The sequence below is a fragment of the Candidatus Neomarinimicrobiota bacterium genome (assembly GCA_036476315.1).
Taxonomy (GTDB): domain Bacteria; phylum Fidelibacterota; class Marinisomatia; order Marinisomatales; family S15-B10; genus JAZGBI01.
On record JAZGBI010000023.1, the window covers coordinates 1 to 23,828 of the forward strand.

Consider the following 23,828-nt stretch of genomic DNA (forward strand, 5'->3'; position numbering starts at 1 on the left):
TTGACTTCGTCAGCTCAACTTCGAAAGCGTATCCATACAAAGCGTATCCATAATCTGGTACTATTTGACTTTATTTGACTTTGTCTGAAGCAGAAACCAAGGCAGTTTAGGGAGTAATCATATAAGGCAGTTCCCGTCGAGAAACGGGGTTTTCTGAGAGCGGAGAGGGAGGGATTCCTCCGGAGGAGCTCCTATGGAGGAACCCCCGTCCCCAAAGAGCTACCACCTGCCCAGCTTCTTGAGTTTCTTCCTAAGCCAAATATTCCCTTCACCTCTTTTCAAGTAGTACTCTCGTTTCTGAGCTTCGCTCCGAGTTGTATACTGTTCAGTGTAGATTATGTCAAACGGCCGGTGACCCTTCGTCGCCCGGACTTTACCTGCGTTGTGGTCCTTCAATCTTGCCTTCGGGTCTTTCGAATGTCCAATATAGTGGAAGAAGCCACTAATGTTTCTTAAAACATAAACAAAATACATAATGCGGAGAGGGAGGGATTCGAACCCCCGGACCGCAAAGCGGTCACCGCATTTCGAGTGCGGCGCATTCAACCAAACTCTGCCACCTCTCCCCCTGAACAAGATCCAAGTTCCAAGATAAAAGATAAAGGATAAAAGATAAAAGTACCAGTCACCAGTTGGCAGTAAGCAGTTGGCAGCTGGCAGCAAGCAGTCAGCAAGAGCAAAGATCCAAGAACCAAGATAAAAGTAAAAATATACAAGACAAGAGGGCAGTCAGCGATCAACCGTTAGTACTCAGCAGTCAGATTACATATTACGCATTACGAATCACGAAGTTCGTTTCTTCCTGAAAAATTCCTGCAGAATTGACTGGCATTCTTCCTCCATAACTCCCCCCTTGACAGCCACGCGGTGCGGAAGGCGCGGATCGCCGCAAATCTGATAGAGTGATCCGCAACATCCTTCCCCCTCATCGTAGCATCCAAAAACTACCTGATCCAATCGAGAATTAACAATGGCACCGGCACACATGGCACACGGTTCCTTTGTCACATAGAGAGAACATCCTTCCAGGCGCCAATCTCCGAGGAAATTCGCTGCCGCGGTAATGGCAAGGACTTCCGCATGAGCTGTGGGATCTTTCAACCCCTCCCGTTGGTTATGACCCCTGCCGATGAGATGATTTCCCTTTACAATTGCCGCTCCCACAGGCACCTCTCCTTCATCAAAAGCTTTCTCCGCTTCTTGCATGGCAACCTTCATCCATTTTTCGTGATTTGCGACAGGCATGTTGCGTCACCTGAAGTGGGAGACAACAGGCAGGAGGAAAAGATAGATAGTCAGGCTAGAAAGTATCTCTCAGGAGTTCAATTTTCTCGGCCAGTTCTCTTCTTCCGTCAATAGTGGTGACATCTGGAGTGAAGGAACTGGGATTTGTGAGGAGTTGTTGAACATGGACAAGACTCTGTTCAAAATCTCCAAGAGAGAACTGCGACGAAGCGAGAGTCCAGATAATGTGCTTGGCGCTCACCGTCACATCCCGGGAGAATGACCACCTGGGAGATCCCTGTGAGGCAGTGTACGTAGTGTCTCCCGTTCTAGACAGGAGATCATTGCCGTAAACGACAGCGTTCACGTGATTACCTTTTGCATGATAAGACAGCGCCAGCCCTGCTGTAGTCTCTTTCACCAGCTCGTGAGGTGGATCGGCCAAGAGAAGAATCAAGTCTTCATCAGTAGTATCCCTGAGAGCAAGAGTCCGACTATTCTGAAATTTCGTGATGCTCGAGTCGATCTCGCCCAGTTTTCCAAAGGACCAACCGAGGCCGTTGTAGCCATCCTTGTACGCCGTGTCCTCAAGGACGGCCTCCAAAAACCAGTCGTTTGCCTCTTGAAACTGTTCTTCAACATAAAGCACCCAGCCATATTCTGTCATATCCATTTCTGTAGGCTCTAGCTGCTTCCGGCAGTTCCAAACCAAGAAGGGAAGCGCAAGAAGGACGAGATAGAGAGGAATTCGATTCTTCATCTCAACAGGGTCATTTTCTTGGCCTGGGATACTCCCTCCTCCGTCGCCAACCGAACAATGTAGACACCTGACGAGACGGGTACTTCAAACTTGTCCATGCCGTGCCACACCACCTCGTGGTAACCCATGTCCATTCTGCCATCGTGAAGAATCTTGACCTCCTGGCCGAGAATGTTGTAGACCGCAATTGTCACGCGCTGGTCAGGTCCTCCAAAGAAACCTATATCGAAAGGGATCCGCGTTCGGGGATTGAAAGGATTGGGATAATTCCTCCCGAGAGCTGTTTTCTCTGGAACCGTGAGGGTCCTGCGACCGAGTTTGAAATACCCCATGGAGGAGGTCCAGGTCAACAGGTTGCCGTCCCTCGAAACAGTGGGACTCTCCCGCCAGATATCGTCCTGACTTTTCTGATATATGGCTTGCTCTTTCTCTGGACGCGCAGTATCCGCTGGAAGAGTAACCATGACCGGTTTATCGAAACGAGCTATAGGAAGACCCATTCGATAGAGTCCGCCTCCTGTTTTGTTCAACGAGAAGAGGAGTGAATCGACAATCATGAACGGTTGGTCGAAGGAAACGCTCCCGGCCCTTCCTTCAACACGAAACATGCCATCAGGACTGGATGCAGACCAGCCGGTTTTCGCTCTTGCCAGGGACAGTTGAGAGCTACGGGTAATGGTCGTATCTCCAACTTCTGCATTCCCGTACATGACGAATTCGAATACACCTGTGGTGTCGAATTCGTGGTTTCCCACCCAGGTGAAAGGACCAACGGAGTCGAGAGAGACAGCAACCGCGATGGGGTTGATGGTAAGGGTCACATCGAGGACCTTTTCCGCCGTGTCAGTGATCATCAACTCATAATACCTGGTAAAGATCGTATTCTGAGCCAAAGAAAGAGCCAGGCGAGGTCTCAAGACTCTGAGGACGTCCAGAACGAACGTCACGGAGTCCGTAAGCGTATCGTTGGTGGCATCAGTGGCAGTGATAAGAATCCTCGAATCCTTTATCCAAAACTGCTCAGGAATAAGGGTGACAAAGACAGAAGTATCAGCGGTGTCTTTGGCGATGACCTCGATTTGCAAGGAGTCGGCGGTAACCTCGAATGTGACAGTCGAGTCGTCGGGATCGGGAGCTGAGATCATCATGAACAGCGTGTCGTTCTCGAGTACAGTAATCGTATCGGCCAGTAACTCGATGTCCGGGGCATTGTTCTTGTTGACTGTCAAAAGAAATGCGGTCGTGTCAGAAAAACCCCATTCGTCCGTTACGCTCACATTCACAGGATAACTGACGGTGTCTCCATGGAACGGAGTGTCCCAACTGATCGCCCCTGTGACTGAGTCAATACCGATGAGTGTATCCGAGGCTAACAATTCCAGGGTAACCGCTCGTCCAGATGTGTCGTCCAAGAACCAGTAGCGCAGAGTGTCCCCGAGAAGGGTTGCAATATCGATATCAGTAGCGACAACTTGATAAGAAAATGGGACCTCTTCCTTTACAAACTGGCCGTCTATGATCGCGAGATCGGGGGCTGAGTTCGACCGGAGAAAACCGGAGACCGTTTGAACAGTGTCCGATCGGTTTCCTGCCCTGTCCACGGCTCGGAGGCTTACATCAAATCGAAAACCATGTCTCAAAGGTGCAGTGTCGGCGACTGACGTATCGAGTCCCACAGACATCCAGGCCTGCACGCTATCAAGAATTGCTGATCCAAACTTCCCCACCGACCATTCGTATTTTTCGATTCCTGATTCCCCTTCTAGCGTATCGTCTTCAAATCCAGTCCATGTGATAGAAACCGTGTCATTTGAAATGAGCGTTTCTCCATCCGGAGACTCAGTGTACCGACCTCTCACCGGGGGAATCATGTCTATGACCAAGATATCCGCGCTTTCTGTCCCCGACGTGACGTTTCCTACACGGTCAGATAAATCCGCCCATGTGATGATACTCGATCCCTGCACGAACTCGTCCGAAGAAAACGCGCTGATAACGTCATTTGCATACACTGTGACCGTTTTCGAAGTAAGTGCTGGACTGATCAAGGTGTCGGGATCTCCCACGGCTGTAGCGGAGCCAGGTATGCCGACGATTTGCATTCTCGGCTGAATTCTTCCACGATAAAGACTAGTATCGCTGCTGAGGGGAGTGGGAACTGTAATCGCGAGGCTGTCCGTCCCGTCGTTGAACCAGCCAGCGGACGGCAGCGAACCAAGCGGTATCACACTGCCAGTATCGAAGTCCAGCGGCGGTGTGTTGTCGATCTCAAAATCGCTGTCACCTGTCACAGTTGATACCTCGTTACCGCCCAAATCTGTGGCGGATATCGACAGGACCATGGTGCCCGTGTAGCCTGTACCGGAATCAAGCGAGGTAATTGTGTAAATCCAGGTGGAATCATCATTCGTTGATCCTGCAAAGGATGTATTGATATATGTGCTATCAGTAGCATCGGCGAACTGAATGGTAAATACGGGTGTAGATTTCATTTTTTCAGTGAACCAAGCGGTGATTGAGACTTCATCCCCGGCCTTCCCGAGATTCTCCAGAGTAGGCTGCGACACATTCGTGTAAGACAAGCTACACGCCGGCGCATCGGTATCCACAACGATGTCCTCGTTTGACCCTAACGACCCGGATGCCCCTGGCACCGGGAGCGTAAGGACCAAGTCGTTGCTGGCTACGTCCTCTATTGTGGCGCCCTCAAGAGACAAGGAAGTGGTATCCACAAAATCGAGATCACCACTGGTATGGGTTGGCGCAACCACGTATGTGAATACCAACGTGTCGTTTCCCGATCCTGAAGTGTAGCTGATCGGAGCATCCGCTGAACCCGTCTCCAGGGTCATCGTTGGAGTTCCACCAACGGTGACATTCTCACTGATATTCACATGCACCACAATGGTATCACCTTCGTTGTAGACCGTGTTATCACTGGGTGAAGATACAGAAAGGACAGTGGGAGCTATCGCGTCAATCAGAATTGCTTTATTGGCTCCAAGGGAATTGGTCTCTCCTGGAGAGGCCAGTGTCAGGGTAGCCTGATTTCCCGCCGGGTCAGCGATCGTACCCTCGTTCAGAGCCAAACCAGTGGTTGAGCTGTAATCCAGATCGCTCGATAAATGACCTGACACAACCGTATAATTAAATATCAGAGTATCGTTACTGGAACCGCTGGTGTAATTGACGACGGCGTCACTGGTTCCAGTCTCCAATGTTAATTGGGGCGTCCCCGTGATAATAACATTTTCATCAAAGAGAACCAGGACAGGGATCACCTCACTCACGGTATATGCACCATTCGCTTTCGATGACGACACAGACGACACGGTAGGTGCAGTCGTGTCGATTATCAGGGCCTTATTAGCCCCCAACGAATTGGTTGCGCCTGGAGTAGCAAGCGTCAAGGTCGCTTCATTTGCTGCGGCGTCCTTAAAGGTTCCGCCGTTCAGTGCCAACGAGGTGGTCGCCTGGTAGTCCAAATCGCTGCTGGTATGACCCGAAGCTACCGTGTAGTCGAAGAGAAGTGTGTCGTTACCCGTACCGCTCGTGTAGTTCAGAACCGCATCACTGGTTCCTGTTTCTAACGTTAACTGAGGAGTTCCGGTGACGGTTACGTTCTCACTAAATATGACGGCAATGGTAATGACTTCAGCCACTTTGTAGGAACCATCGGCTTTCGTAGAAGAAACCCCGGAAACCGTTGGGGCAGTTGTGTCAATGATCAAAGCCTTGTTCGCCCCTAAAGAATTGGGGGCACCCACGGTGGGCAGCGTTAGGGTCGCGTCAACTCCTGTGGCGTCTTTGATGGTTCCCGCGTTCAGAGCCAGAGACGTGGTCGCCTGGTAATCCAAATCGCTGCTGGTATTGCCCGAGGCGACAGTGTAGTCAAATGTAAGTGTTATCCCGCCTGAACCACTCGTATAATCAACAACGGCATCGGTGCTTCCCGTTTCCAGGGTCAACTGAGGATTGCCCGTGACAATTACGATTTCACTGAACTTGACGGTGATCGGTATGACGTCATCCGCCTTATATGATCCGTCTGCTTTCGTGGAGGAAACCGTTATGACACGAGCGGGAATGGCGTCGATAACAATCGCCTTATTCGCTCCAAGGGAATTCGCTGCACCGGGAGTGGCGAGGGTCAGGGTAGCATCATTTGCGGCCGCGTCTCTAATCGTCCCGCCGTTCAAGCCCAAGGATGTCGTTGCAGCGTAATCTAGATCGAGACTTGAGTCTCCCGAAGCTACTGTATATGTAAACGTGAGAATCGTCGTCCCGGTGCCACTGGCATAGTCCACAGCCGTGTTATCGGTGCCCGTTTTCAGAGTCAGTTGGGGGGTGCCCGTCACGGTAACGGCCTCACTAAATGTGACCGTGACGTTTATCTCCTCCGCCTCCATGTAAGACCCGTCAGTTTTTGAGGAGCTAACCGAAGACACGGTTGGCACCGTTGTGTCAATAATCAAAGCTTTGTTGGCCGCCAGGGAAGTCGGTTGACCTGGTGTTACAAGTGTGAGCGTCGCGTCATTCAATGCAGCATCCTGAATTGTGCCCGCGTTCAGAGCCAGGGACGTGGTCGCCTGATAATCCAAATCGCTACTGGTATGAGGAGATGCCACGGTATAGTTGAAGGTCAGTACACTGGTCCCGGTCCCACTGCTGTAGTCAACGACCGCGTCACTGGTTCCTGTTTCCAACGTCAGAGATGGAGTTCCAGTGACAGTCACGTCTTCACTGAAAGTAACCGTGATTGGAATGACCTCCGCGGCCTTGTACGAACCATTATCAGTTGTCGAAGAAACTGAGGATACGGTTGGTACGGTCGTATCAATTACTAAATCTTTGTTGTCCCCCAAGGAATTAGCGGCCCCAGGTGTCGCGAGGGTCAGCGTCGCGTCATTCAATGCAGCATCCTGAATCGACGTGCCCTGAAGCAGGGACGTTGTGGCTTCATAATCCAGATCACTACTTGTGTGCCCCGATTCGACGGTGTAATCGAAATTGAGCACGGTGGAACCGGAACCGCTCGTGTAAGCTACGGCTTTGTCGGTTGTTCCGGTTTCCAGGGTCAGGGTCGGCGAGCCCGACACCGTTACGGCTTCACTGAACGTGACCGTGATTCGAATAACCTCACCCACCTTGTAGGAACCATTGTCTTTCGTTGAAGTGACGGACGATACGGTGGGGACAGTTGTATCAATTATCAGCGCCTTATTGGCTCCTAATGAATTGGCAGCGGCCGGTGAGGGGAGAGTCAGTGTGGAGGCGTTCCCTGAAGCATCGTTGATAGTGCCCGTATTCAACGCAAGCGACGTAGTGGCAACATAGTCCAAATCGCTGCTTGTTTGCCCTGACGCAACTGTATATGTGAACGTAAGGATAGTTGTGGTGGAGCCACTCGTGTAGTCTACGACGGCGTCACTAGCCCCCGTCTCCAACGTCAACTGAGGAGTGCCAGTTACCGTAACGTTGTCATCAAATGTGACGGTAATAGCAATCACCACGGCCTCTTTGTAGGAACCGTTCGTTTTGGAGGAAGTTACACTGGTTACGGTAGGTCGAACTCCATCGATTACAAGGGCCTTGTTCGCACCCAGGGAGTTCGCTGCGCCAGGGGTTGCCAGTGTCAGGGTGGCGTCGTTTTCAGCAGCATCTTTGATGGTTCCGGACAACGCACCGGTGCTGAAATAGTCCAGGTCGCTACTAACGTGTCCTTCAGCGACTGTGTATGTGAAAGTCAGAATGGTGCCACCTGAACCGCTGCTGTAGTTGACGACCGCGTCACTGGTCCCTGTTTCCAACGTTATGGTTGGAGTACCTGTCACAGTCACGGCTTCATCGAAAGTAACGGTTACATCGATCTCATCGTCAATCATATATGTTGCGTCGGCTTTCGAAGAAGACACCGATGAGACCGTTGGGGCCGTGGTGTCTATCACCAAGGCCTTATTTGCCCCCAACGAATTGGCTGCGCCCGGACTGGCCAGTGTCAAAGTGGCGGCATTTCCCGCAGCATCATTGATGGTTCCCGCGTTCAATGCCAGGGAGCTTGTGGCTTTAAAGTCCAGGTCGCTACTAGTATGACCTGAGGCGACTGTGTAGTTAAACGTTAATACAGTCGTCTCCGATCCACTGGTATAGTCTACCACCGCATCACTGGTCCCTGTCTCCAGGGTGATCTGGGGAGTTCCTGTGACTGTGACAGCTTCGTCGAAAGTTACGGTGATACTGATCACGGCGTTCACGGTATAGGATCCATCGACCTTCGAGGAGGATACAGAGGAGACCGAAGGATGGTCCGTATCAATTACCAGAGCTTTATTCGCACCCAGCGAACCGGATCCTCCTGGAGCGGCGAGCGTTAGGGTAGCGGTATTGCCGTTTGCGTCCTTAATGGTGCCCGAGTTCAGAGCTAGAGCGCTTGCGTTCGTATAATCTAGATCACTGGTTGTATGCCCGTTTGCAACCGTGTAGCTGAACGAGAGAGTTGATGTAGTGGATCCACTGCTGTAATTCACGGTCGCGTCGGAGGTCCCGGTCTCCAGAGTGATTGATGGTGTACCCCCGGAAGTGACTACGGTAACGGCCTGCGTGAACGTTACATCAATTGGAATGGTATTCGTGTCATTATATGATCCGTTGGCCGTCGAAGATGATACACCCGACACTGTAGGAACCACACCGTCAACTACGAAATTCTTGTTGGCCCCCAGGGAATTTGCGGCCGCTGGACTTGCGAGCGTCAGGGTGACATCGTTACTGGCCGCGTCCCTGATCGTACCTCCGTTCCTTGCCAGTGAACTCGTCGTTACGTAATCGAGGTCATTGCTTGTATCGCCAGATGAAACGGTGTAAGTAAAGGTGAGCGTATTAGAGCCAGTGCCACTGCTGTAGTTGACCGAAGCGTCACTACTGCCGGTCTCCAACGTTATAGTTGGCGTTCCACCGCTTGTTACCACCGTTACGACTTCGCTAAAGGTGATATCCACATCGATAGTATTAGGGATGATTTTCGTGCCCTCACCCGTGCCTGAGCTAACGCCAGACACGGTCGGAGGGGTAACATCATAGTAAAAAGCATCATTGGCGTTATAGCCGTTCCCATCGGCGTCGCAGGTAACTGTCACCGGAGAGCCGCCAACAGAATCTACGACTTCGAAGAATACCTGATCAGCGTTAGAAAGGATTCCGGATATCATGGAGTGTGTTATGTCCAGGGTAAAGGGGTTGGATGCCGCATTGGACGGGTTTGTTCCAAGGCCACTGGTTCCATACCCGGTCAAGGTCTGGTCCTGGATTCCGCTTACGATACTGTAAGTCACTTTGTGGGTTTGAGTATTGCCGAACCCCGTTATTGTGATTCTAAACCCTCCAGTACCGCTGCTATGGTCCTTCGCCGTCTCGTTGTAGTATCCATCGGGCGACTGACCCGTATCAACATCGTGCAGGGTTTGAATGGTCGCAGAGGCCCCCATCAAGAAAGAAGAGAAAAGAAGTGATGCCGAGATGTTCTTTAGAAATCGCACTGGAAGATTGGTGGTCTAGGAATAGCCGATAGTGATAATCAAGGGTAACATCTTGGTTAGAAGACGCAGTTCAAGGTTCACGAACTCCCTGACCCTGGACCGGTAATTCGAAAAGAGGCAAATCATGTCTCAATCTAGGTTGGAAACTCCATTATGAGAAGATGCTGCTGGACAAAACTGTCCATCTGTACGGCCTCTGATCTCATTAGGAAAGATACAACATCACAATCTTCTTGCAGTTGAGATACATCACAAATCAAAGTTCCATAGCTGGTGTTAGTCTATTACGTGATTTTCCTGGGGTTAGATGAAAAACCTCTATCGATTACAGGGTATATCCGACCGTTATAAACCCGTCCAACCAGCTGGCTCTAGCACCCGTGGCATTCATATCCTCAGGCAGACCGAATGCATTCGTAGATCGGACACCAATGCGAACATCAGCCAAATTCGCAAGAGAGAAACCAAAGCTTTGAGCAACTACGTAAGCCGGAGAAGATCCCATTACACCCGCCCCGACCTGTACACTGCTAGGTCCTGCGGGAAACGTAACGAGGCCCAGGAAGCCAATGCCCGAGAATTCACCTCCTACAGGCAGCGAATTCTCAAAACTGAAAGTAGTCACTTCTGCACCTAGACGGAACTTGATAGGACCGATCTGCATGAGAAATGGGAAATCGACACTCCCCCGAAAATCGATGAGGGAATTCCACGTGGAAAGCGTGTGGTTAACATAGCCAGTGGAGGCGGCGGACACCTGTATGGAAAATCCCTCTCTCCTCGCCTCATCTGCAAGATCCACTCCCGTCTGCGGAGGTTCTTCCTCCTCCTCTGCCCCTAAAAGGTATTCATCAGGCTCAAGGAATTCTTCCTCAAGGAACTCGTCTTCCTCGCCCAGAAAATCCTCCTCATCCAAGAATCCTTCCTCATCAAGGAACTCCTCACCCTCGCCAAAGAACTCATCTTCTCCAAATTCTTCGAATTCTCCTTCGTCACCCCAGAAAATCCCTTCTTCGTCCTCCTCCTGTGCATAGACAGCGCTGAAGCTCAGCACGACAGCAAAGCATATCGTGAGGAGAGCTGTGACCAATTGGTTCTTGTGAACGCAATGGGAGGCTATCAAGACATTCCGCTCCATTATTGATCGTGATATTTAACTACGAAACTAACCTTACCTCTGCAAAATTACCTCGTAGCAAGTAATATAAGGCAACCTGTCACAACAAATCAATGATTTGAGACATGAACGGGAAAGAAGGCGTTAAGGGGAAAATATCGATTTTTTGCCGTCGTGAACCCCATTCGAAACGTGGATTACCCGAGGGGATTTCTTCTTTTTCTTTGTCTCTTGATTTTAGATAAATCGATGTGTACTCTTTCGGATAAATTGTAACCACTCAAATATGGCCTTATCAGGGAGACGGCATAAGTGAGACTCATTCTTCGAAGAAGTCTTATCCTCACAGGGCTTCTCTCATTTCTTCCAGCTCAGGATGCCCAAAATCTCGTTGCCGTCATCAATTTTCCCGCCTTAGGTATCTCCCAGCTTGAAGTAGATTCTCTCACGAACCGTTTCAGAGATACTGTTGAAGGATCAGGCGATGTCCCACTTATGGAAAAAGAGCGAATGATGGAGATCCTTAACAAGGAGAGCATTCAGCCAAAAGGGTGCAGCAGCGTCTGGTGTGCCGTCGAATTGGGAGAGCAACTGGGTGTTGCCCGCGTTGTCATAGGTTTTATTCAAAAAGAGGAGAACAGGTATGCCCTTCGTGCACAGTTGGTTTCTGTTGGAACAGGCAACTTAGAAAATAGCCGCGAGTCAGAGTACGTGGGAGCGGAGAAAAGTCTGGGGACTGAGATAGAGGTTCTCGCCTACGAATTGTTTGATCTGGCAATTCCACCTGTACTTCTTGAGAAGCATCAGCGGATTGTGGAACTGTCGATGGAACTTCAAGGTATCACAGCGATCAGGAAAAAGATTGGAGCGACCCTACGGTCATTGATAATTCCGGGATTGGGACAGATCTATTTGGACAAGAAGTTATGGGGATTCGGATGGATATTGACTGAATTGGCGTTGGGAGGATTTATCTATTCCAGCTACTCCTCCTACCAGGAAGCCTATGACAGAACCATAGATTTTCTGGAGCTTTACGGATCTGAGACGGACGTGGATATGATCGCCGAATACAGATCTGAGATCCAGCAAAGTTATCATGAGGCCGAAATGGCAGTAGAACAAAGAAAGATCCTGACACGTGTTGCAACAATCCTATGGGCGGGAAATGTCCTGCACGCTTACCTGTCCGCTCCCAAACATGAATCTGCCCACAACAATCCTTCTATAAAGTTCGCGTATGACCCCCAATCGCGTCAGACACAACTAATGTTGACCATTGCGTTGGACTAACATATATCTGATTCTTCTCGCCTTTTTGTTGAACTGTGAGAACCTTCCTATGGTTGTATACGATAATCCCCTTGATCTCGAGGAAGCGGAAAAGAAGGGCATCGAATTGCCGGCACTCGTCTTCTTTCCGGACAGCGTGGCGATTGACTCTGGAGATACCGTCACACTCAGGGTATTTGCCATGGAAGTGCAAAATCTCGGTGGTTACCACATCCAGGTTATTTATGACACGTCCAAACTGAATCTTACCTCTGTAGAGGTAGGTGAATTCTTTGACTCCACCGCAACTCCCATGTTCTTCTATAGCGAGGACACCACTTCTTCTCTCATTGACATTTATGGTATCAGTCTTGGGACGGACAGTCTTGCGTTCGCGTCTGGAACAGGGAATTTGGCGCACATGGTTTTCAATGCTGAAGGTTTGGGCAAATCAACCATTCAATTTACCCAAGAAAGCGAACTTGTGACCGCCGATGATAATCCTATCGAGATCAAAGCATATCTGGAAGCGATTATCCAAGTTGAATAAGAGAATCAGATCCCGAACCATCGGAGCTTTCATATGTGTTCTCGTATCACTGCAGTCCCAGGATGTAGCACGACCAACGATCGATTCCATCACTTCAGCGACAGATGACGGTGCCTATGGAATAGGAAGTGGAATAGACGTTACTGTTAATTTCTCAGAAGAAGTCTCCTTATCGGACGGCGGAATTGTCAGGATATCCTTGAATACCGGTGTAGCCAATACGTCCATAGAAATTGGTTCAATTACTGATGCAACATCGGCATCCAGTGTTTACACCGTTCAGGCTGGGGATTCGAGTTCCGATCTGTCAGTCAGTTCCGTTTCCCTCGCTGCGTCCGATCCAACCATCGGTGCAACCTTGCAGGACGGCGCTGGGAACATAATGTTGGATTTTTCCATCCCTTCAGACGGGAATTTGGACGACTTCAAGGAGATCCGGATCGATGGCTTCGCCCCTGAAGCGCCCTCGGGGTTATCCGCCTCCCCCTCGGATGGTGCTGTGACCCTTGAATGGAATAGAAATAGTGAAAGCGATTTTTCAAAATACAGAATCTTTGCAGGGATCTCCTCAACACCGACAACGGTGGTGGATTCAACGACCGCAGCGACTGACACGACCAAGACTTTCAGTAACCTCGATAATGACACCACCTACTACTATCGACTCACCTGTATCGATTCCCTCGGAAATGAGAGTGACTATTCTGATGAAAAAGCTGCGACTCCTTTTTCACCCCCGAGTGCGGGCAACATCAGGGACGGCTTGTCGGCAGACGTGGATTGGACAAATTCCCCGGACTCGCTTTCGGCTAATTGGGACGTGTTTGTGGACAATGGAACAGTGACCTACCAATATGCTGTGGGTATTTCAGCAGTAGATGATATTGTCGGGTGGAATAATGTTGGATTGGATATATCTGTCGCCGTATTGGGACTGAACCTGTTTGAAGGCTTCACCTATCAAGTAAGCGTTCGTGGGACAGACTATACCTTGGCTTCGGATACAGCTACAACAGATGGGATAACAATTGATTTCGCTTCTCCCAGTGCAGGAACGGTGAACGACGGTCCTTTAGTCGACTTGACTTTCACGGCATCTGACACTTCTCTGTCCGCTAACTGGACAGGTTTCAGTGACGACGCGAGCGGTATCGACTTCTACGACTATGCCATCGGTGATTCACCTGGAGACACGAATGTTGTCACTTGGACAAACACGGGTCCGAACACAACTGCAACGAACAGTGACACTACGTTTCATGATGGGGTTACCTATTATTTCTCGGTAAGGGCCGTAGATGTTGCGGGTAATACTTCTGATGCCGCCACTAGTGATGGTGTGACGGTCGATGTCTCGCCCCCTATTCCGGGAAATGTAATTGATGCTTTGGCAGAAGATAGCGATTGGACCACTGACTCAACATCCCTTTCGGCCTCATGGTATGGGTTTAGCGATGAGTTGAGCGGAATCGATTATTATGAATTTGCTTTAGGATCGGACAGCGGCGGAACGGATCTTGTCAGCTGGTTTAACATTGGGGTCGATTCATCCGTCATATTAACAAATCTTTCTCTCAGAGATTCAGCGACCTACTATTTCTCTGTCAGAGCGACCGATGAAGTTGGAAATGTTTCTTCCGCTTCCATCAGCAATGGTATTACGGTTGATATAAGTCCACCTTCCGTACTCTCATTGGTGCCATCAATGGAGACTCCGCTGAAGCTGACCGAAAACTCCGACATTATCATAACATTTTCGGAGGTTATTGAGACATTGCTGGTCGAGGTGGTCCCAAGCTTGATGTCCACGGTTCAGTACCAGGTGAATAGGTCCGACGATCAGGTTACTTTGACAGTCGAGGCTCCCCTGGCCAGCCTGGATACGATCAGCCTGAGTCTGAAGAACGTTACAGATCTGAGAGGGCTGGTGGCCAACGATACGGTTTATGAATACCATACTGCACTGCTAGCAGATTTCAACGCCGACTATGAAGTCGACATAACTGACTTGACGGAATTTGTCTCCCTCTGGCCAGATGTTGACATTGGTCCCGTGACGGGGGAAATCCCCCATTTCATTCCAGATCTGGACGGGGAAACAAACCTGAGGGACGGGATGACTTTCGCACGGATGTGGAGATGGTCCCATGACCAGAACGACTCGCTCATACTCGCCAGGGCTTTCACCGGAGAAGAGCCGGAAATCTCTCAATCACGTCACGGTTTAGCTATCCATCTACCGGAAGGCGTCTCAACAGGCGAAATCGCCCTGCAGTATCCACAGTTCAAGATGAACATAGATATGGCCACAGAGAACTTGTCCTCGAAAGAGATTCTCATCAGTACGAAAAGAGCAGAGCTCGGTCAAATACTGGTGGATTTCGGATATTTTGAGGACAAAGATGGAAAAGAAGTTGAGTTGGTTATTGAGCATTTTGACAAAAGCAGTTCGAACATCCTGCTGAGCTACATCTTTTACTCAGCTGACAAGAACATCGTGTCTATGGGGACAAAATCACTTAATACGAGAACCGTCCCCGAGGAATTTGAACTGCATCAGAATTATCCAAACCCTTTCAATCCAACCACCACCATCCTGTATGATCTGCCTGAAAATTCCCAGGTAGAACTCGTTATCTATGATATCCTGGGCCGCCAGGTGAGAACGCTCCTTCACGAGGGAAAAATGGCGGGTTACCACTCTGCAACCTGGGATGGCAAGGACGGAATCGGGTTGCCTGTTGGAACAGGAGTCTACATCTACCGGATTCATGCCCGGGAGGCCGACGATGCCACATATTCCAGGGCACGCAAGATGCTAATGCTTAGATGATCTCAACCCCTCTCGCGGTAAAGCAAGAATTGGCTATTGACTGCAGTACAATCCAGATACGTACGCCCGGAAGGACCTCTCTACGCGTCGCTATTTATCGATCGTAATGAAATGAAGATGGACGAGAGGCAAGCTCGAGCCCCTAACCTCCTAATCCCGAGACGAACTTGCCACATTTGTACGCCTGAGAGGACTCGAACCCCCAACCTCCTGGTCCGTAGCCAGGCGCTCTCTCCAAATTGAGCTACAGGCGCAATTTGTCGTAGCGCGTACGGGAGTCGAACCCGTGTTACCGGCTTGAGAGTACGGTACTTCTCGACGACAACGCCGGATCTCGCAATCTGGTTACAATTCTGTATCAATAAGCGGTAAAAATCAGCGACTCCGTACGCCTGAAATTAGGTGAATTATTGATCACGGACAAGCCGGAACTACGCTGCAAATTATACGATCCTGCCAACGAAAAACGGTGGATCCTGTTCCGACCAGGCGGGATGGGATCGGCTGTTTAATAGTAATAGAAATCAACATATGCTTTCTAACTGAAATCGCTTCAACTCAAAAACCGGACAGGTGGTGGGATCTTTCATTGAAAGCTGACTCTAGTAATGCCACAGGATTCTTGAATTGAGAGAGACGTAACAGTGAAGCAAAACTTCAAACCAAACTAGGTTGAAAGACATTGCCGTGTATGCGGACGCGAACGCATCAATCCGAAGCCAAACGAAGAGTAATGTCCGTGCTGTAACAGAATCGGAAAAAGGGACTCTAGCCGCAGATCCTGCCGAAGAAGGTTTCAGACATGAAAAGTACCCTTGGTAACTGAAGAATATTGAGAGCTATTCTCTGAATTCTGGAGTATTTGATAGTTATATTGAGAGTGTCATTTTGAGAGAAAAAGCAACCTTGAAGCGGTGATTTGGGAGCCATTTCGTGCCACTAAACAATTGCTTCAAGCTAAGAAAGACAATATCATTTGAGCATAAGTCAACAGGTCTCATTTCAAGATCCTTTGGAAAACCGAGTGTCCGCCAGCAGGCGGATCAAGTTGATATGGGCAATATCGCGCATAGTGTTTCTTGCTGTTAATGCAATATGAACATCCTCGGCATCTCTGCGTTTTATCACGATTCTGCAGCCTGTCTTATCCAGGATGGTAGAATCATTGCTGCCGCCCAAGAGGAACGGTTCTCCCGCATCAAGCACGATCATGAATTTCCCAAAAGGGCCATTGACTATTGTCTTAGTGAAAGTGAGATTACTGCAGATGAGCTAAACCACGTAGTCTTCTACGACAAACCATTTCTGAAGTTTGAACGTATCCTGGAGACTTATCTTGCTGTCTCACCGTTCGGTGTCCGTTCATTTCTTATGGCGATTCCTCTCTGGATACGAAAAAAACTCTGGATTCCCGATTTGATTCAAAAAACACTGGAATACAAAGGTGAAATACTGTTTACTGAACATCACGAATCCCACGCGGCATCAGCGTTCTTCCCCTCCCCATTTGAACATGCAGCATTTCTCACGATGGATGGTGTAGGAGAATGGGCGACAGCTTCCTTCGGAGTGGGAGAAAAGAATAGAATCACCATTGATTCAGAGCTTCACTTTCCACATTCTCTCGGACTTCTATATTCAGCGTTTACCTACTACACCGGTTTCAAAGTAAACTCCGGTGAATATAAAGTAATGGGATTGGCTCCCTACGGTGAACCCAGATATGTTCAGACAATTCTTGATAATCTACTCGATTTGAAAGAAGATGGTTCATTCAAACTGAATATGACATATTTCAACTATTGCTCAGGACTCACCATGACGAACAAGCGCTTCGATAGACTATTTGGGGGTAAGCCGAGGAAAAGAGAATCAAAGTTAACTCAAAGGGATATGGATTTAGCCAAATCTGTCCAGGTCGTCACTGAAGAGATTGTCATGCGAATAGCAAGACATGTGCATAAGGTTACGGGCGAAAAGTACCTTTGCCTTGCTGGAGGGGTAGCGTTGAATTGTGTGGCGAATGGAAAACTCCTAAGGGAAGCACCGTTTGACGACATATGGATTCAACCGGCAGCGGGCGATGCAGGAGGCGCTCTCGGTTCAGCACTTTTTGTCTGGTACCAATATTTGAATAATCCCAGATTTGCTGACAATCGTCAAGACGGACAAAGGGGGTCAAATCTTGGCCCCGGCTATTCCAACGAGCAGATCTTGGCCTTCCTTACGGAACATTCCATTCCATATCAGAGATTGGATGGAACAATCATTGATAAAGCCGTTGATCTATTAATTGATCAAAAAGCGGTAGGGTGGTTCCAGGGAAGAATGGAATTTGGTCCAAGAGCGTTAGGAAATCGTTCTATTCTTGGTGATGCCAGATCTCCAGAGATGCAGCGTAAGATGAATTTGAAAATCAAGTATCGTGAAAGCTTTCGTCCCTTCGCACCTACTGTCCTGGCAGAACGGATATCAGATTATTTTGAGATTGAAAGAGAAAGTCCATATATGTTATTGGTTGCTCATGTGAAAAAGGACAAACAGATTCCGATAAAGGAGGAAGAGAAGAATCTGTCTGGCCTGGATAGACTAAATATAGTTCGCTCCGATATACCGGCAGTTACCCATGTTGATTACTCTGCCCGGATTCAATCCGTAAATGCGGACGATAATCCAAAATACCATCAATTAATCAAGAAATTTGAACAGCAAACCGAATGTCCTGTAATTGTCAATACTTCATTCAACGTGCGTGGGGAACCCATTGTGCAGTCTCCTTTGGATGCCTATAAATGTTTCATGCGAACACAGATGGATTATCTGCTGATGGGCGATTTCATGCTGGATAAGAGACAACAACCTGAATTTCACGATGAAATTGACTGGAGGCAAGAATTTGAACTGGATTAGAGAAATTCCACGCGAAATGAGAACACTTGATATTTCCAATAAGGCAATTCGAAAGTTTGGGGTGGTAATTGCCGTTGGGCTAGGGTCAGTTGGGACCTTTGTCTTTCTGAGAACAAACAACCTTTATTCAGCCCTGTGGCTGTGGGGAATTGGACTGCTGTTTTTGATCCTCGGGTTCATTTTACCACCAGTTGCTAGACCATTTTATAGGCTGTGGATGTTGATTGCCTACTTATTGGGCGGATTTGTGTCGCAAATTATTCTGACACTACTGTTCTATTTCGTCCTCACTCCAATTGGATTGGTTTTGAGACTTATGGGCAAGGATCTCTTGAGTAAGAATTATGGCAGTAGTCAGGAAAGCTATTGGGTAAAAAAGGATCTATCCAATATTACGAATGACCAGTACAGGAAAATGTATTAATCAGTATTCTCAAGTTAACGTCAAGATACGTAGAAACTGGAACGAGAGAACAACTTCAGCCTCGTCAATTCTTGATAAACAAGATCATTAAAGACAGTAGCAGACAATCTGGGAATACACCGGTCCTTCCCAAACCGGCAGTGAAGTTTGCCAACATAGTGTTTGCGAAGGATGAAAAAACTCTCCCCTCGGGGGAAGCAGTTCGTGAAACTGTTCCGAGAATCGTCAATGAACGAAAAATACCAGTCATGGATATTCATGAAAAGGTATTTGTCCCTCATCCCGATCCTCTGTCACTTTTTCCACTTAGAATGCTAGGCCACTACACTACAGAAGGATGGAGACATGCAGAAGAAACGATTGCCAAAAGAGTCAAGGCATATGGTAATATTCCACTAAAGTAAAAAACTGAGGACACGCTATGTCAAAACTTTCAATACTATTCGAATTCTGGGATTTCCTTAAAGTCCGCAAGAAGTGGTGGCTCGCACCCATCATTATTTTCCTCGCTCTTTTTGGGGCTTTGATTGTCCTGATGGAAGGTTCGGCAATAGCACCGTTTATCTATACGTTGTTCTAATCCACGTGAATTGGAAAGACAGGCTAATCCCCACCCTCCGAAATGGCCTTTTTCTTTGAAAATCTCCACAATGTTCAAATCCATCGATAACCTTCTGGCAAAATGGTCAAGGGTCGAGCAGAATGCATGTGGCAGTATGATGGCTGCCGAACGAGTAAATCAGACTTTCATAAGCTGACAATGCCCACAGTCCACCACCCGCATTGAAGGAAAGATTATCATATATTGCACAAGAAGCTCTCTTCTTTGCGGGACATACTATTGATTCTGTAAAAAGAAAGTGATTTAAGATGTAAAGTTAACCAGATATTGTAACTGGAAGAATAGTCCAAGCAATTTGGGTCTGGAATGATATCTAGAATGATATAGTGTGCCACCGAGAGAGAGAAGCAAACTGCTCTAACTGCCCACAATGATATTGATTTATGGCTGGTAACTGGGTGTATTGAATTCTGTTATGGTGAACATATCAATGCAATATGTCCACCGAGAATTCTGTATGAATAGTAGTTAGCTGGAAAAAAATGAAGAAAAAGAGTACATACCTCATAACGTATAACATAATAGCAATATTGTTACTGTTCATATTATCCGAGGGTGCGGTAAGAATTTTTAAATCAGAAATTCAGATTCAAGGCACCACTCAAAATCTAATAGCTGATAGGGTATATTTTCAATCACGTGGTCTAAGGCCCTTTGGCAATGGCATGTCGAATGGGGTTCGTGTAAATGTCGACCAATATGGATTTCGAAAATATTCTAGGTCAATCGACAGATCAAAAAAATCATGGTTATTCATTGGCGATTCTGTAACGATGGGCATTGGTGTTGAAGCTGATTCGACCTATCCAGGCATAATTCAAGATCATGTTGATTCTATCAATATATTGAATCCATCGGTGATAGGACATGATATTGAAGACTATGAAAACGTATTTGAATACTTTGTATTGGAAAACGAGAATGAATTCAATATCTCTCGAGTAACTATATTTTGGTCTTTAAATGATATCTACTCGAGCATTGAGGATATTGATACGCCGGGAGGGAAAGTACGATATATATTTTCTGATTTCTTAAGATACTTACGATATCATAGCAAATTATATTACTTTCTTAAAACAGTAATATTTGATCGACCAAAGGATTATTACTTGTATGACCAATCTTTTTACAAAGCAGATAACATTCTTTTTAAGGACGCAATAAAGCAGATAAATATGATCAGTAAGAATTGCCGAATGCGAGATATCAGGTTTGGTATTGTTTTGTTGCCCTATGAATATCAGATGAGAAAAGAATCGGAGCCCTATCGTTTTCCACAACGATTGATGATGAGAAGTTTAAGAGAATCAAATATAAACGTATATAGTATTCTGGATGAAACTTATAATAAGGATTCGAAAGAACTCTATTTGTATGGCGATGGCATACACTTCTCAAAGGTGGGACATAAATATATAGCAAGATATTTAGTTGAGAAAATGCTTCAAGATGAGGGGAAACTAACAATGCGTTTGTAGTGGATTGTTAGCGCTCAGGATTAATTCAGTCTTTACAGATTGAATATGCGAACCAGTTTGAAAGTGCTTTGGATAGCCGATTGCAATTAGGTTGCAATTTTGAGCCAAGAATGGCCAAATCAAACCCACCCAAGACTAACTCACCTAACATTAAGAGATCAGATTCTCTCGTCGGAAAGACCCCACTTTCAGAAGGTGTAGCGCGTACGGGAGTCGAACCCGTGTTACCGGCTTGAGAGGCCAGCGTCCTAACCACTAGACGAACGCGCCAATCCGCTGGGGAGCAGGGATTCGAACCCCGACTACCAGGGCCAGAACCTGGCGTCCTGCCATTAGACGACTCCCCAATCCGTCAGCCCCGGTCTCCAGAACAGACAAATTTACCCTATTCCCTTTAGGGCAACAACCCCTTTGCAGGGAAATTTCAGGGAAATGGAACTACGGTTCGGACGCCGGGATACTACTTCATGTGCGACGGCAACGCGGGCTGAATATCCGGTCCAATGGCATCTCCGTAATCAAACTTCTTCCGGCTTTCGATAAACTCGTCACGAATAACCTTCATCGTTCCGGGATCGGTGAGGGCGTCAATGCCGCTCAGGGCAAGAACCTTCGCCGCCGTTGACATGGCTTTCAAACCTGCGGGACTTCCGGAGGCCGCGGTGGACGCCCACGAATGAGCCGGGACCTTTAGGGGCCAATTCGCGACACCGAAACCAACAGTCGGAGCTACCCAGGATATGTTGGCGACATCCGTGGAACCTCCAGGTTCGGGAGCGCGCTCGGGGTCAAAACGAATGACTTCCGTGTGCATTCCTTGCGGCTCCAGACCGAATGACTCCTGAAGCTCCCGGGCAAATGCCTGTTCGACCTCCGTGAAAGATGGAGGTCCAACCAGTTCAAGATTCTTCTGAACCATCCTCCCTGCTTCAAGGTTGATATTGTAATCGTACAAACCGGTGAACAAGGCAACTTCCGCGGGTCTGAATCCAGATTCGGCGTTCCCGTATTCCTCACCCCATGCCATCATGTCTGCCGCCTCAATGATGCGCCGAACGTGGTGATAGACCTTTTCCTGCTCCGGCCAATCTTTCCCACGTGTAAACATCCAGACACTGGCAAGAGACGGGATGACGTTGGGGGCATCCCCCCCTTCCGTTACAACGTAATGGATCCTTGCCGTCTCAGGCATGTGTTCCCGGAGGAGATTGATACCGCTTTCCAGCGCTTCCACAGCATCCAGTGCAGAAACACCTTCCCACGGAGCCGCCGAAGCGTGAGCGGATCGTCCGAAAAACGTGACTTCAAAAGAGCGAAGAGCTTTGCTCGGCTGCACCGTTACTTTGTTCTCGTTTGACGGATGCCATGAAAGACACACATCCACATCCTCAAACAGACCGTCCCGCACCATGAAAACCTTTCCGATTCCCTGTTCCTCCGCCGGCGTGCCGTAAACACGAATCGTACCACGGAGTCTGTGCTTTTTCATGGCACTCTGCAGGGCCAGGGCACCACCAATACTCCCCACACCGAATAGATTATGTCCGCAGCCGTGTCCTCCCCCACCCGGGATTTTCGCTTCCACCCGCGCACTCACTGTCTGGGAAAGACCGGGTAGTGCGTCAAATTCTGCCAGATAAGCGACCACAGGCTTACCGGAGCCGTAGGTGGCGACAAAGGCGGTTGGCATCTGGGATACACCACGCTTAACTTGAAACCCATTTTCCGACAGAATTTCCGAAAGCAAACGGGACGATTCGTTCTCCCGCAGAGCCAGTTCCGCCAGCTGCCAGATTCTCTGGCTTGCAGCCACCAACATGTTGCCATTGTCGTCAACCCAGGCGGCAGCACTCCTCTTCTCACGGGTCCAGTCACCTCTCGAGGGATTCTCCCCGGACACAACTCCGATGTGAAAAAAGGAAAATATGACGATATAGAAACTGAGTGAAAGATTGACTGCCTTCATGCTTCCCCCCCCCCTATCTTTAGTCGTAAAGTATGAAGAAATCGGACTGGACTTCCCGCCGTTTCCGGAACCAAATCTACTTCACGAGCACGACTTTTCTTGTTCTAATCAGACCCCGCGACCTCAACCGTATTATGTAGATGCCTGAAGGTTCAGAGACAGCATTCCATTCCACTTTGTGGTAACCTGCTGCCATCTCCTCCTCATCTGCGATGGTACGGACACGTTTCCCCGCCAGATTGAGAACGTCTATGGATACCTTCGTGCGCCGAGGTAGCGTATAGCCGATCGCGGTAGTGCCGTTAAAAGGATTCGGATAGGCATCGTAGAGTAAAATTTCTGAAGCGATATTTGGCAATCCGCTCCCGTCAGCATCATCATTTCCCACACTGGGCAAGTCTGCGAGCAAATCTTGAATCATCTGGACGATGGCACCATCATTTATGCCAAACTCCGAGTATTGAACGGAGAGATTGTGGTCAAGAATGACATTCCACGGAATATAGGTTCCAAATTCCTCGATTATGGCCGTGGTTGAGTCATCAATTATCGGATATGAAATGCCGAAGGTCTGGGCCCATTCCTTGCAGCTGTAAGGGAAATCCCAGTCAAATCCCACGCCCAAAACCGTTAGGCCTTCATCCTTATAGGTTTGATATATCGTCTCCGTCACGGGAGCTTCGGCCTGACAGTCCGGTCACCACGAGGCAAAAAAGACGAGCCAGATGACAGAATACTCACCGCCGTTTACGTCTCCATCCAGGTCGCTCAGTGAAAAGTCTCCATTTTCATTTGCGCAATATGCCGCAGTGAAGTTCGCAACCGAATCTCCCACCATGTAGAGCTGAGCATCGAGGACCCCCATGATCAGAAGCAGGGAAAAAACAATCCTGGCGAAAGTCGTTTCACGCCGTGTTCTTTGTCCCAATGGATTCTCTAGCTTCATACCACCTCCCTGTATCGACACACTATAAGAAAAAGTAGCGCAGGAGGCGGAAATAAACTGTCAAGCGGAAGACATGACGTTTTCGCGGCACTCTATTCACAAGTTCGCTGAAAACGTCGCCATGAAAGCATCTTCAATTCCCGGCACGTACACGCATACTCCACTTTCGCATTTCAATCCCCCCTGAA

At 48.4% G+C, this 23,828-nt stretch carries 16 protein-coding genes, 4 tRNA genes and 1 pseudogene; 8 read left to right on the forward strand and 13 right to left on the reverse strand.

Features of this window, described 5'->3' with window-relative positions:
* Positions 1-219: 219 nt before the first annotated feature.
* From V3U24_02860 to V3U24_02885, 6 genes are all read right to left on the reverse strand, one after another.
* Positions 220-474, reverse strand: a complete 255-nt coding sequence (locus tag V3U24_02860; protein ID MEE9166392.1) for a GIY-YIG nuclease family protein — start codon at positions 472-474, stop codon at positions 220-222.
* Between the two features lie 4 nt (positions 475-478).
* Positions 479-566, reverse strand: a tRNA-Ser gene (locus V3U24_02865).
* Between the two features lie 217 nt (positions 567-783).
* Positions 784-1,245 carry a tRNA adenosine(34) deaminase TadA gene (gene tadA, locus V3U24_02870; GenBank protein MEE9166393.1) on the reverse strand — a complete coding sequence of 154 codons (462 nt, stop codon included), beginning with the start codon at positions 1,243-1,245 and terminating at the stop codon, positions 784-786.
* Positions 1,246-1,300: 55 nt separating this feature from the next.
* The gene (locus tag V3U24_02875; protein ID MEE9166394.1) at positions 1,301-1,984 is read right to left on the reverse strand and encodes a hypothetical protein; all 684 of its coding nucleotides are present in this window, start codon (positions 1,982-1,984) and stop codon (positions 1,301-1,303) included.
* The gene (locus tag V3U24_02880; GenBank protein ID MEE9166395.1) at positions 1,981-9,519 is read right to left on the reverse strand and encodes a hypothetical protein; all 7,539 of its coding nucleotides are present in this window, start codon (positions 9,517-9,519) and stop codon (positions 1,981-1,983) included. The genes V3U24_02875 and V3U24_02880 overlap by 4 nt, the downstream gene beginning before the upstream one ends.
* A 325-nt stretch (positions 9,520-9,844) precedes the next feature.
* Positions 9,845-10,657 (reverse strand): hypothetical protein, encoded by an 813-nt coding sequence (locus tag V3U24_02885; protein ID MEE9166396.1) that lies wholly within the window; start codon positions 10,655-10,657, stop codon positions 9,845-9,847.
* Positions 10,658-10,948: 291 nt separating this feature from the next.
* On the opposite strand from V3U24_02885, the gene V3U24_02890 reads away from it, so the two are divergent.
* Genes V3U24_02890 through V3U24_02900 form a run of 3 tightly spaced genes read left to right on the forward strand, consistent with a single transcriptional unit; the run spans position 10,949 to position 15,291 of the window.
* Positions 10,949-11,929 (forward strand): DUF5683 domain-containing protein, encoded by a 981-nt coding sequence (locus V3U24_02890; protein MEE9166397.1) that lies wholly within the window; start codon positions 10,949-10,951, stop codon positions 11,927-11,929.
* A 49-nt stretch (positions 11,930-11,978) separates the two neighbouring features.
* Positions 11,979-12,458, forward strand: coding sequence for a cohesin domain-containing protein (locus V3U24_02895; GenBank protein ID MEE9166398.1), 480 nt, complete (start codon positions 11,979-11,981; stop codon positions 12,456-12,458).
* The gene (locus tag V3U24_02900; GenBank protein ID MEE9166399.1) at positions 12,451-15,291 is read left to right on the forward strand and encodes a FlgD immunoglobulin-like domain containing protein; all 2,841 of its coding nucleotides are present in this window, start codon (positions 12,451-12,453) and stop codon (positions 15,289-15,291) included. Before V3U24_02895 ends, V3U24_02900 begins: the two co-directional genes overlap by 8 nt.
* Before the next feature lie 179 nt (positions 15,292-15,470).
* Here V3U24_02900 and V3U24_02905 read toward each other — a convergent pair.
* A tRNA-Arg gene (locus V3U24_02905) sits at positions 15,471-15,545 on the reverse strand.
* A gap of 841 nt (positions 15,546-16,386) precedes the next feature.
* Here V3U24_02905 and V3U24_02910 point away from each other — a divergent pair.
* From V3U24_02910 to V3U24_02930, 5 genes are all read left to right on the forward strand, one after another.
* Entirely contained in the window at positions 16,387-18,201 is a 1,815-nt protein-coding gene (locus V3U24_02910; GenBank protein ID MEE9166400.1) for a carbamoyltransferase, read from the forward strand.
* The gene (locus tag V3U24_02915) at positions 18,188-18,625 is read left to right on the forward strand and encodes an SxtJ family membrane protein (protein ID MEE9166401.1); all 438 of its coding nucleotides are present in this window, start codon (positions 18,188-18,190) and stop codon (positions 18,623-18,625) included. The genes V3U24_02910 and V3U24_02915 overlap by 14 nt, the downstream gene beginning before the upstream one ends.
* A gap of 71 nt (positions 18,626-18,696) precedes the next feature.
* Positions 18,697-19,029 carry a hypothetical protein gene (locus V3U24_02920; protein MEE9166402.1) on the forward strand — a complete coding sequence of 111 codons (333 nt, stop codon included), beginning with the start codon at positions 18,697-18,699 and terminating at the stop codon, positions 19,027-19,029.
* A gap of 17 nt (positions 19,030-19,046) precedes the next feature.
* On the forward strand, positions 19,047-19,205 hold the full coding sequence (locus V3U24_02925) for a DUF5989 family protein (protein ID MEE9166403.1): 159 nt from the start codon (positions 19,047-19,049) through the stop codon (positions 19,203-19,205).
* A gap of 524 nt (positions 19,206-19,729) precedes the next feature.
* Entirely contained in the window at positions 19,730-20,728 is a 999-nt protein-coding gene (locus V3U24_02930) for an SGNH/GDSL hydrolase family protein (GenBank protein MEE9166404.1), read from the forward strand.
* 198 nt (positions 20,729-20,926) lie between these two features.
* Here the strand turns inward: V3U24_02930 and V3U24_02935 are convergent.
* From V3U24_02935 to V3U24_02960, 6 genes and pseudogenes are all read right to left on the reverse strand, one after another.
* Positions 20,927-20,998 (reverse strand) — tRNA-Glu (locus V3U24_02935).
* A gap of 6 nt (positions 20,999-21,004) precedes the next feature.
* Positions 21,005-21,075 (reverse strand) — tRNA-Gln (locus V3U24_02940).
* Positions 21,076-21,188: 113 nt separating this feature from the next.
* Positions 21,189-22,694, reverse strand: a complete 1,506-nt coding sequence (locus V3U24_02945) for an amidohydrolase (GenBank protein MEE9166405.1) — start codon at positions 22,692-22,694, stop codon at positions 21,189-21,191.
* Positions 22,695-22,770: 76 nt separating this feature from the next.
* A complete protein-coding gene (locus V3U24_02950) occupies positions 22,771-23,115 on the reverse strand; it encodes a T9SS type A sorting domain-containing protein (protein MEE9166406.1) in 345 nt (114 codons plus the stop codon).
* A gap of 48 nt (positions 23,116-23,163) precedes the next feature.
* Positions 23,164-23,379: pseudogene (locus tag V3U24_02955) on the reverse strand (redoxin domain-containing protein).
* A gap of 12 nt (positions 23,380-23,391) precedes the next feature.
* Positions 23,392-23,640, reverse strand: coding sequence for a hypothetical protein (locus V3U24_02960; GenBank protein ID MEE9166407.1), 249 nt, complete (start codon positions 23,638-23,640; stop codon positions 23,392-23,394).
* Positions 23,641-23,828 lie beyond the last annotated feature (188 nt).

Coding starts and splice junctions, on each gene's coding strand:
- V3U24_02885 (MEE9166396.1), bottom strand. CDS start 10,657: ATGGAGCGGAATGTCTTGATAGCCTCCCATTGCGTTCACAAGAACCAA.
- tadA (MEE9166393.1), bottom strand. CDS start 1,245: ATGCCTGTCGCAAATCACGAAAAATGGATGAAGGTTGCCATGCAAGAA.
- V3U24_02860 (MEE9166392.1), bottom strand. CDS start 474: ATGTATTTTGTTTATGTTTTAAGAAACATTAGTGGCTTCTTCCACTAT.
- V3U24_02930 (MEE9166404.1), top strand. CDS start 19,730: ATGAAGAAAAAGAGTACATACCTCATAACGTATAACATAATAGCAATA.
- V3U24_02960 (MEE9166407.1), bottom strand. CDS start 23,640: ATGAAGCTAGAGAATCCATTGGGACAAAGAACACGGCGTGAAACGACT.
- V3U24_02950 (MEE9166406.1), bottom strand. CDS start 23,115: ATGATTCAAGATTTGCTCGCAGACTTGCCCAGTGTGGGAAATGATGAT.
- V3U24_02910 (MEE9166400.1), top strand. CDS start 16,387: ATGAACATCCTCGGCATCTCTGCGTTTTATCACGATTCTGCAGCCTGT.
- V3U24_02875 (MEE9166394.1), bottom strand. CDS start 1,984: ATGAAGAATCGAATTCCTCTCTATCTCGTCCTTCTTGCGCTTCCCTTC.
- V3U24_02945 (MEE9166405.1), bottom strand. CDS start 22,694: ATGAAGGCAGTCAATCTTTCACTCAGTTTCTATATCGTCATATTTTCC.
- V3U24_02895 (MEE9166398.1), top strand. CDS start 11,979: ATGGTTGTATACGATAATCCCCTTGATCTCGAGGAAGCGGAAAAGAAG.
- V3U24_02925 (MEE9166403.1), top strand. CDS start 19,047: ATGTCAAAACTTTCAATACTATTCGAATTCTGGGATTTCCTTAAAGTC.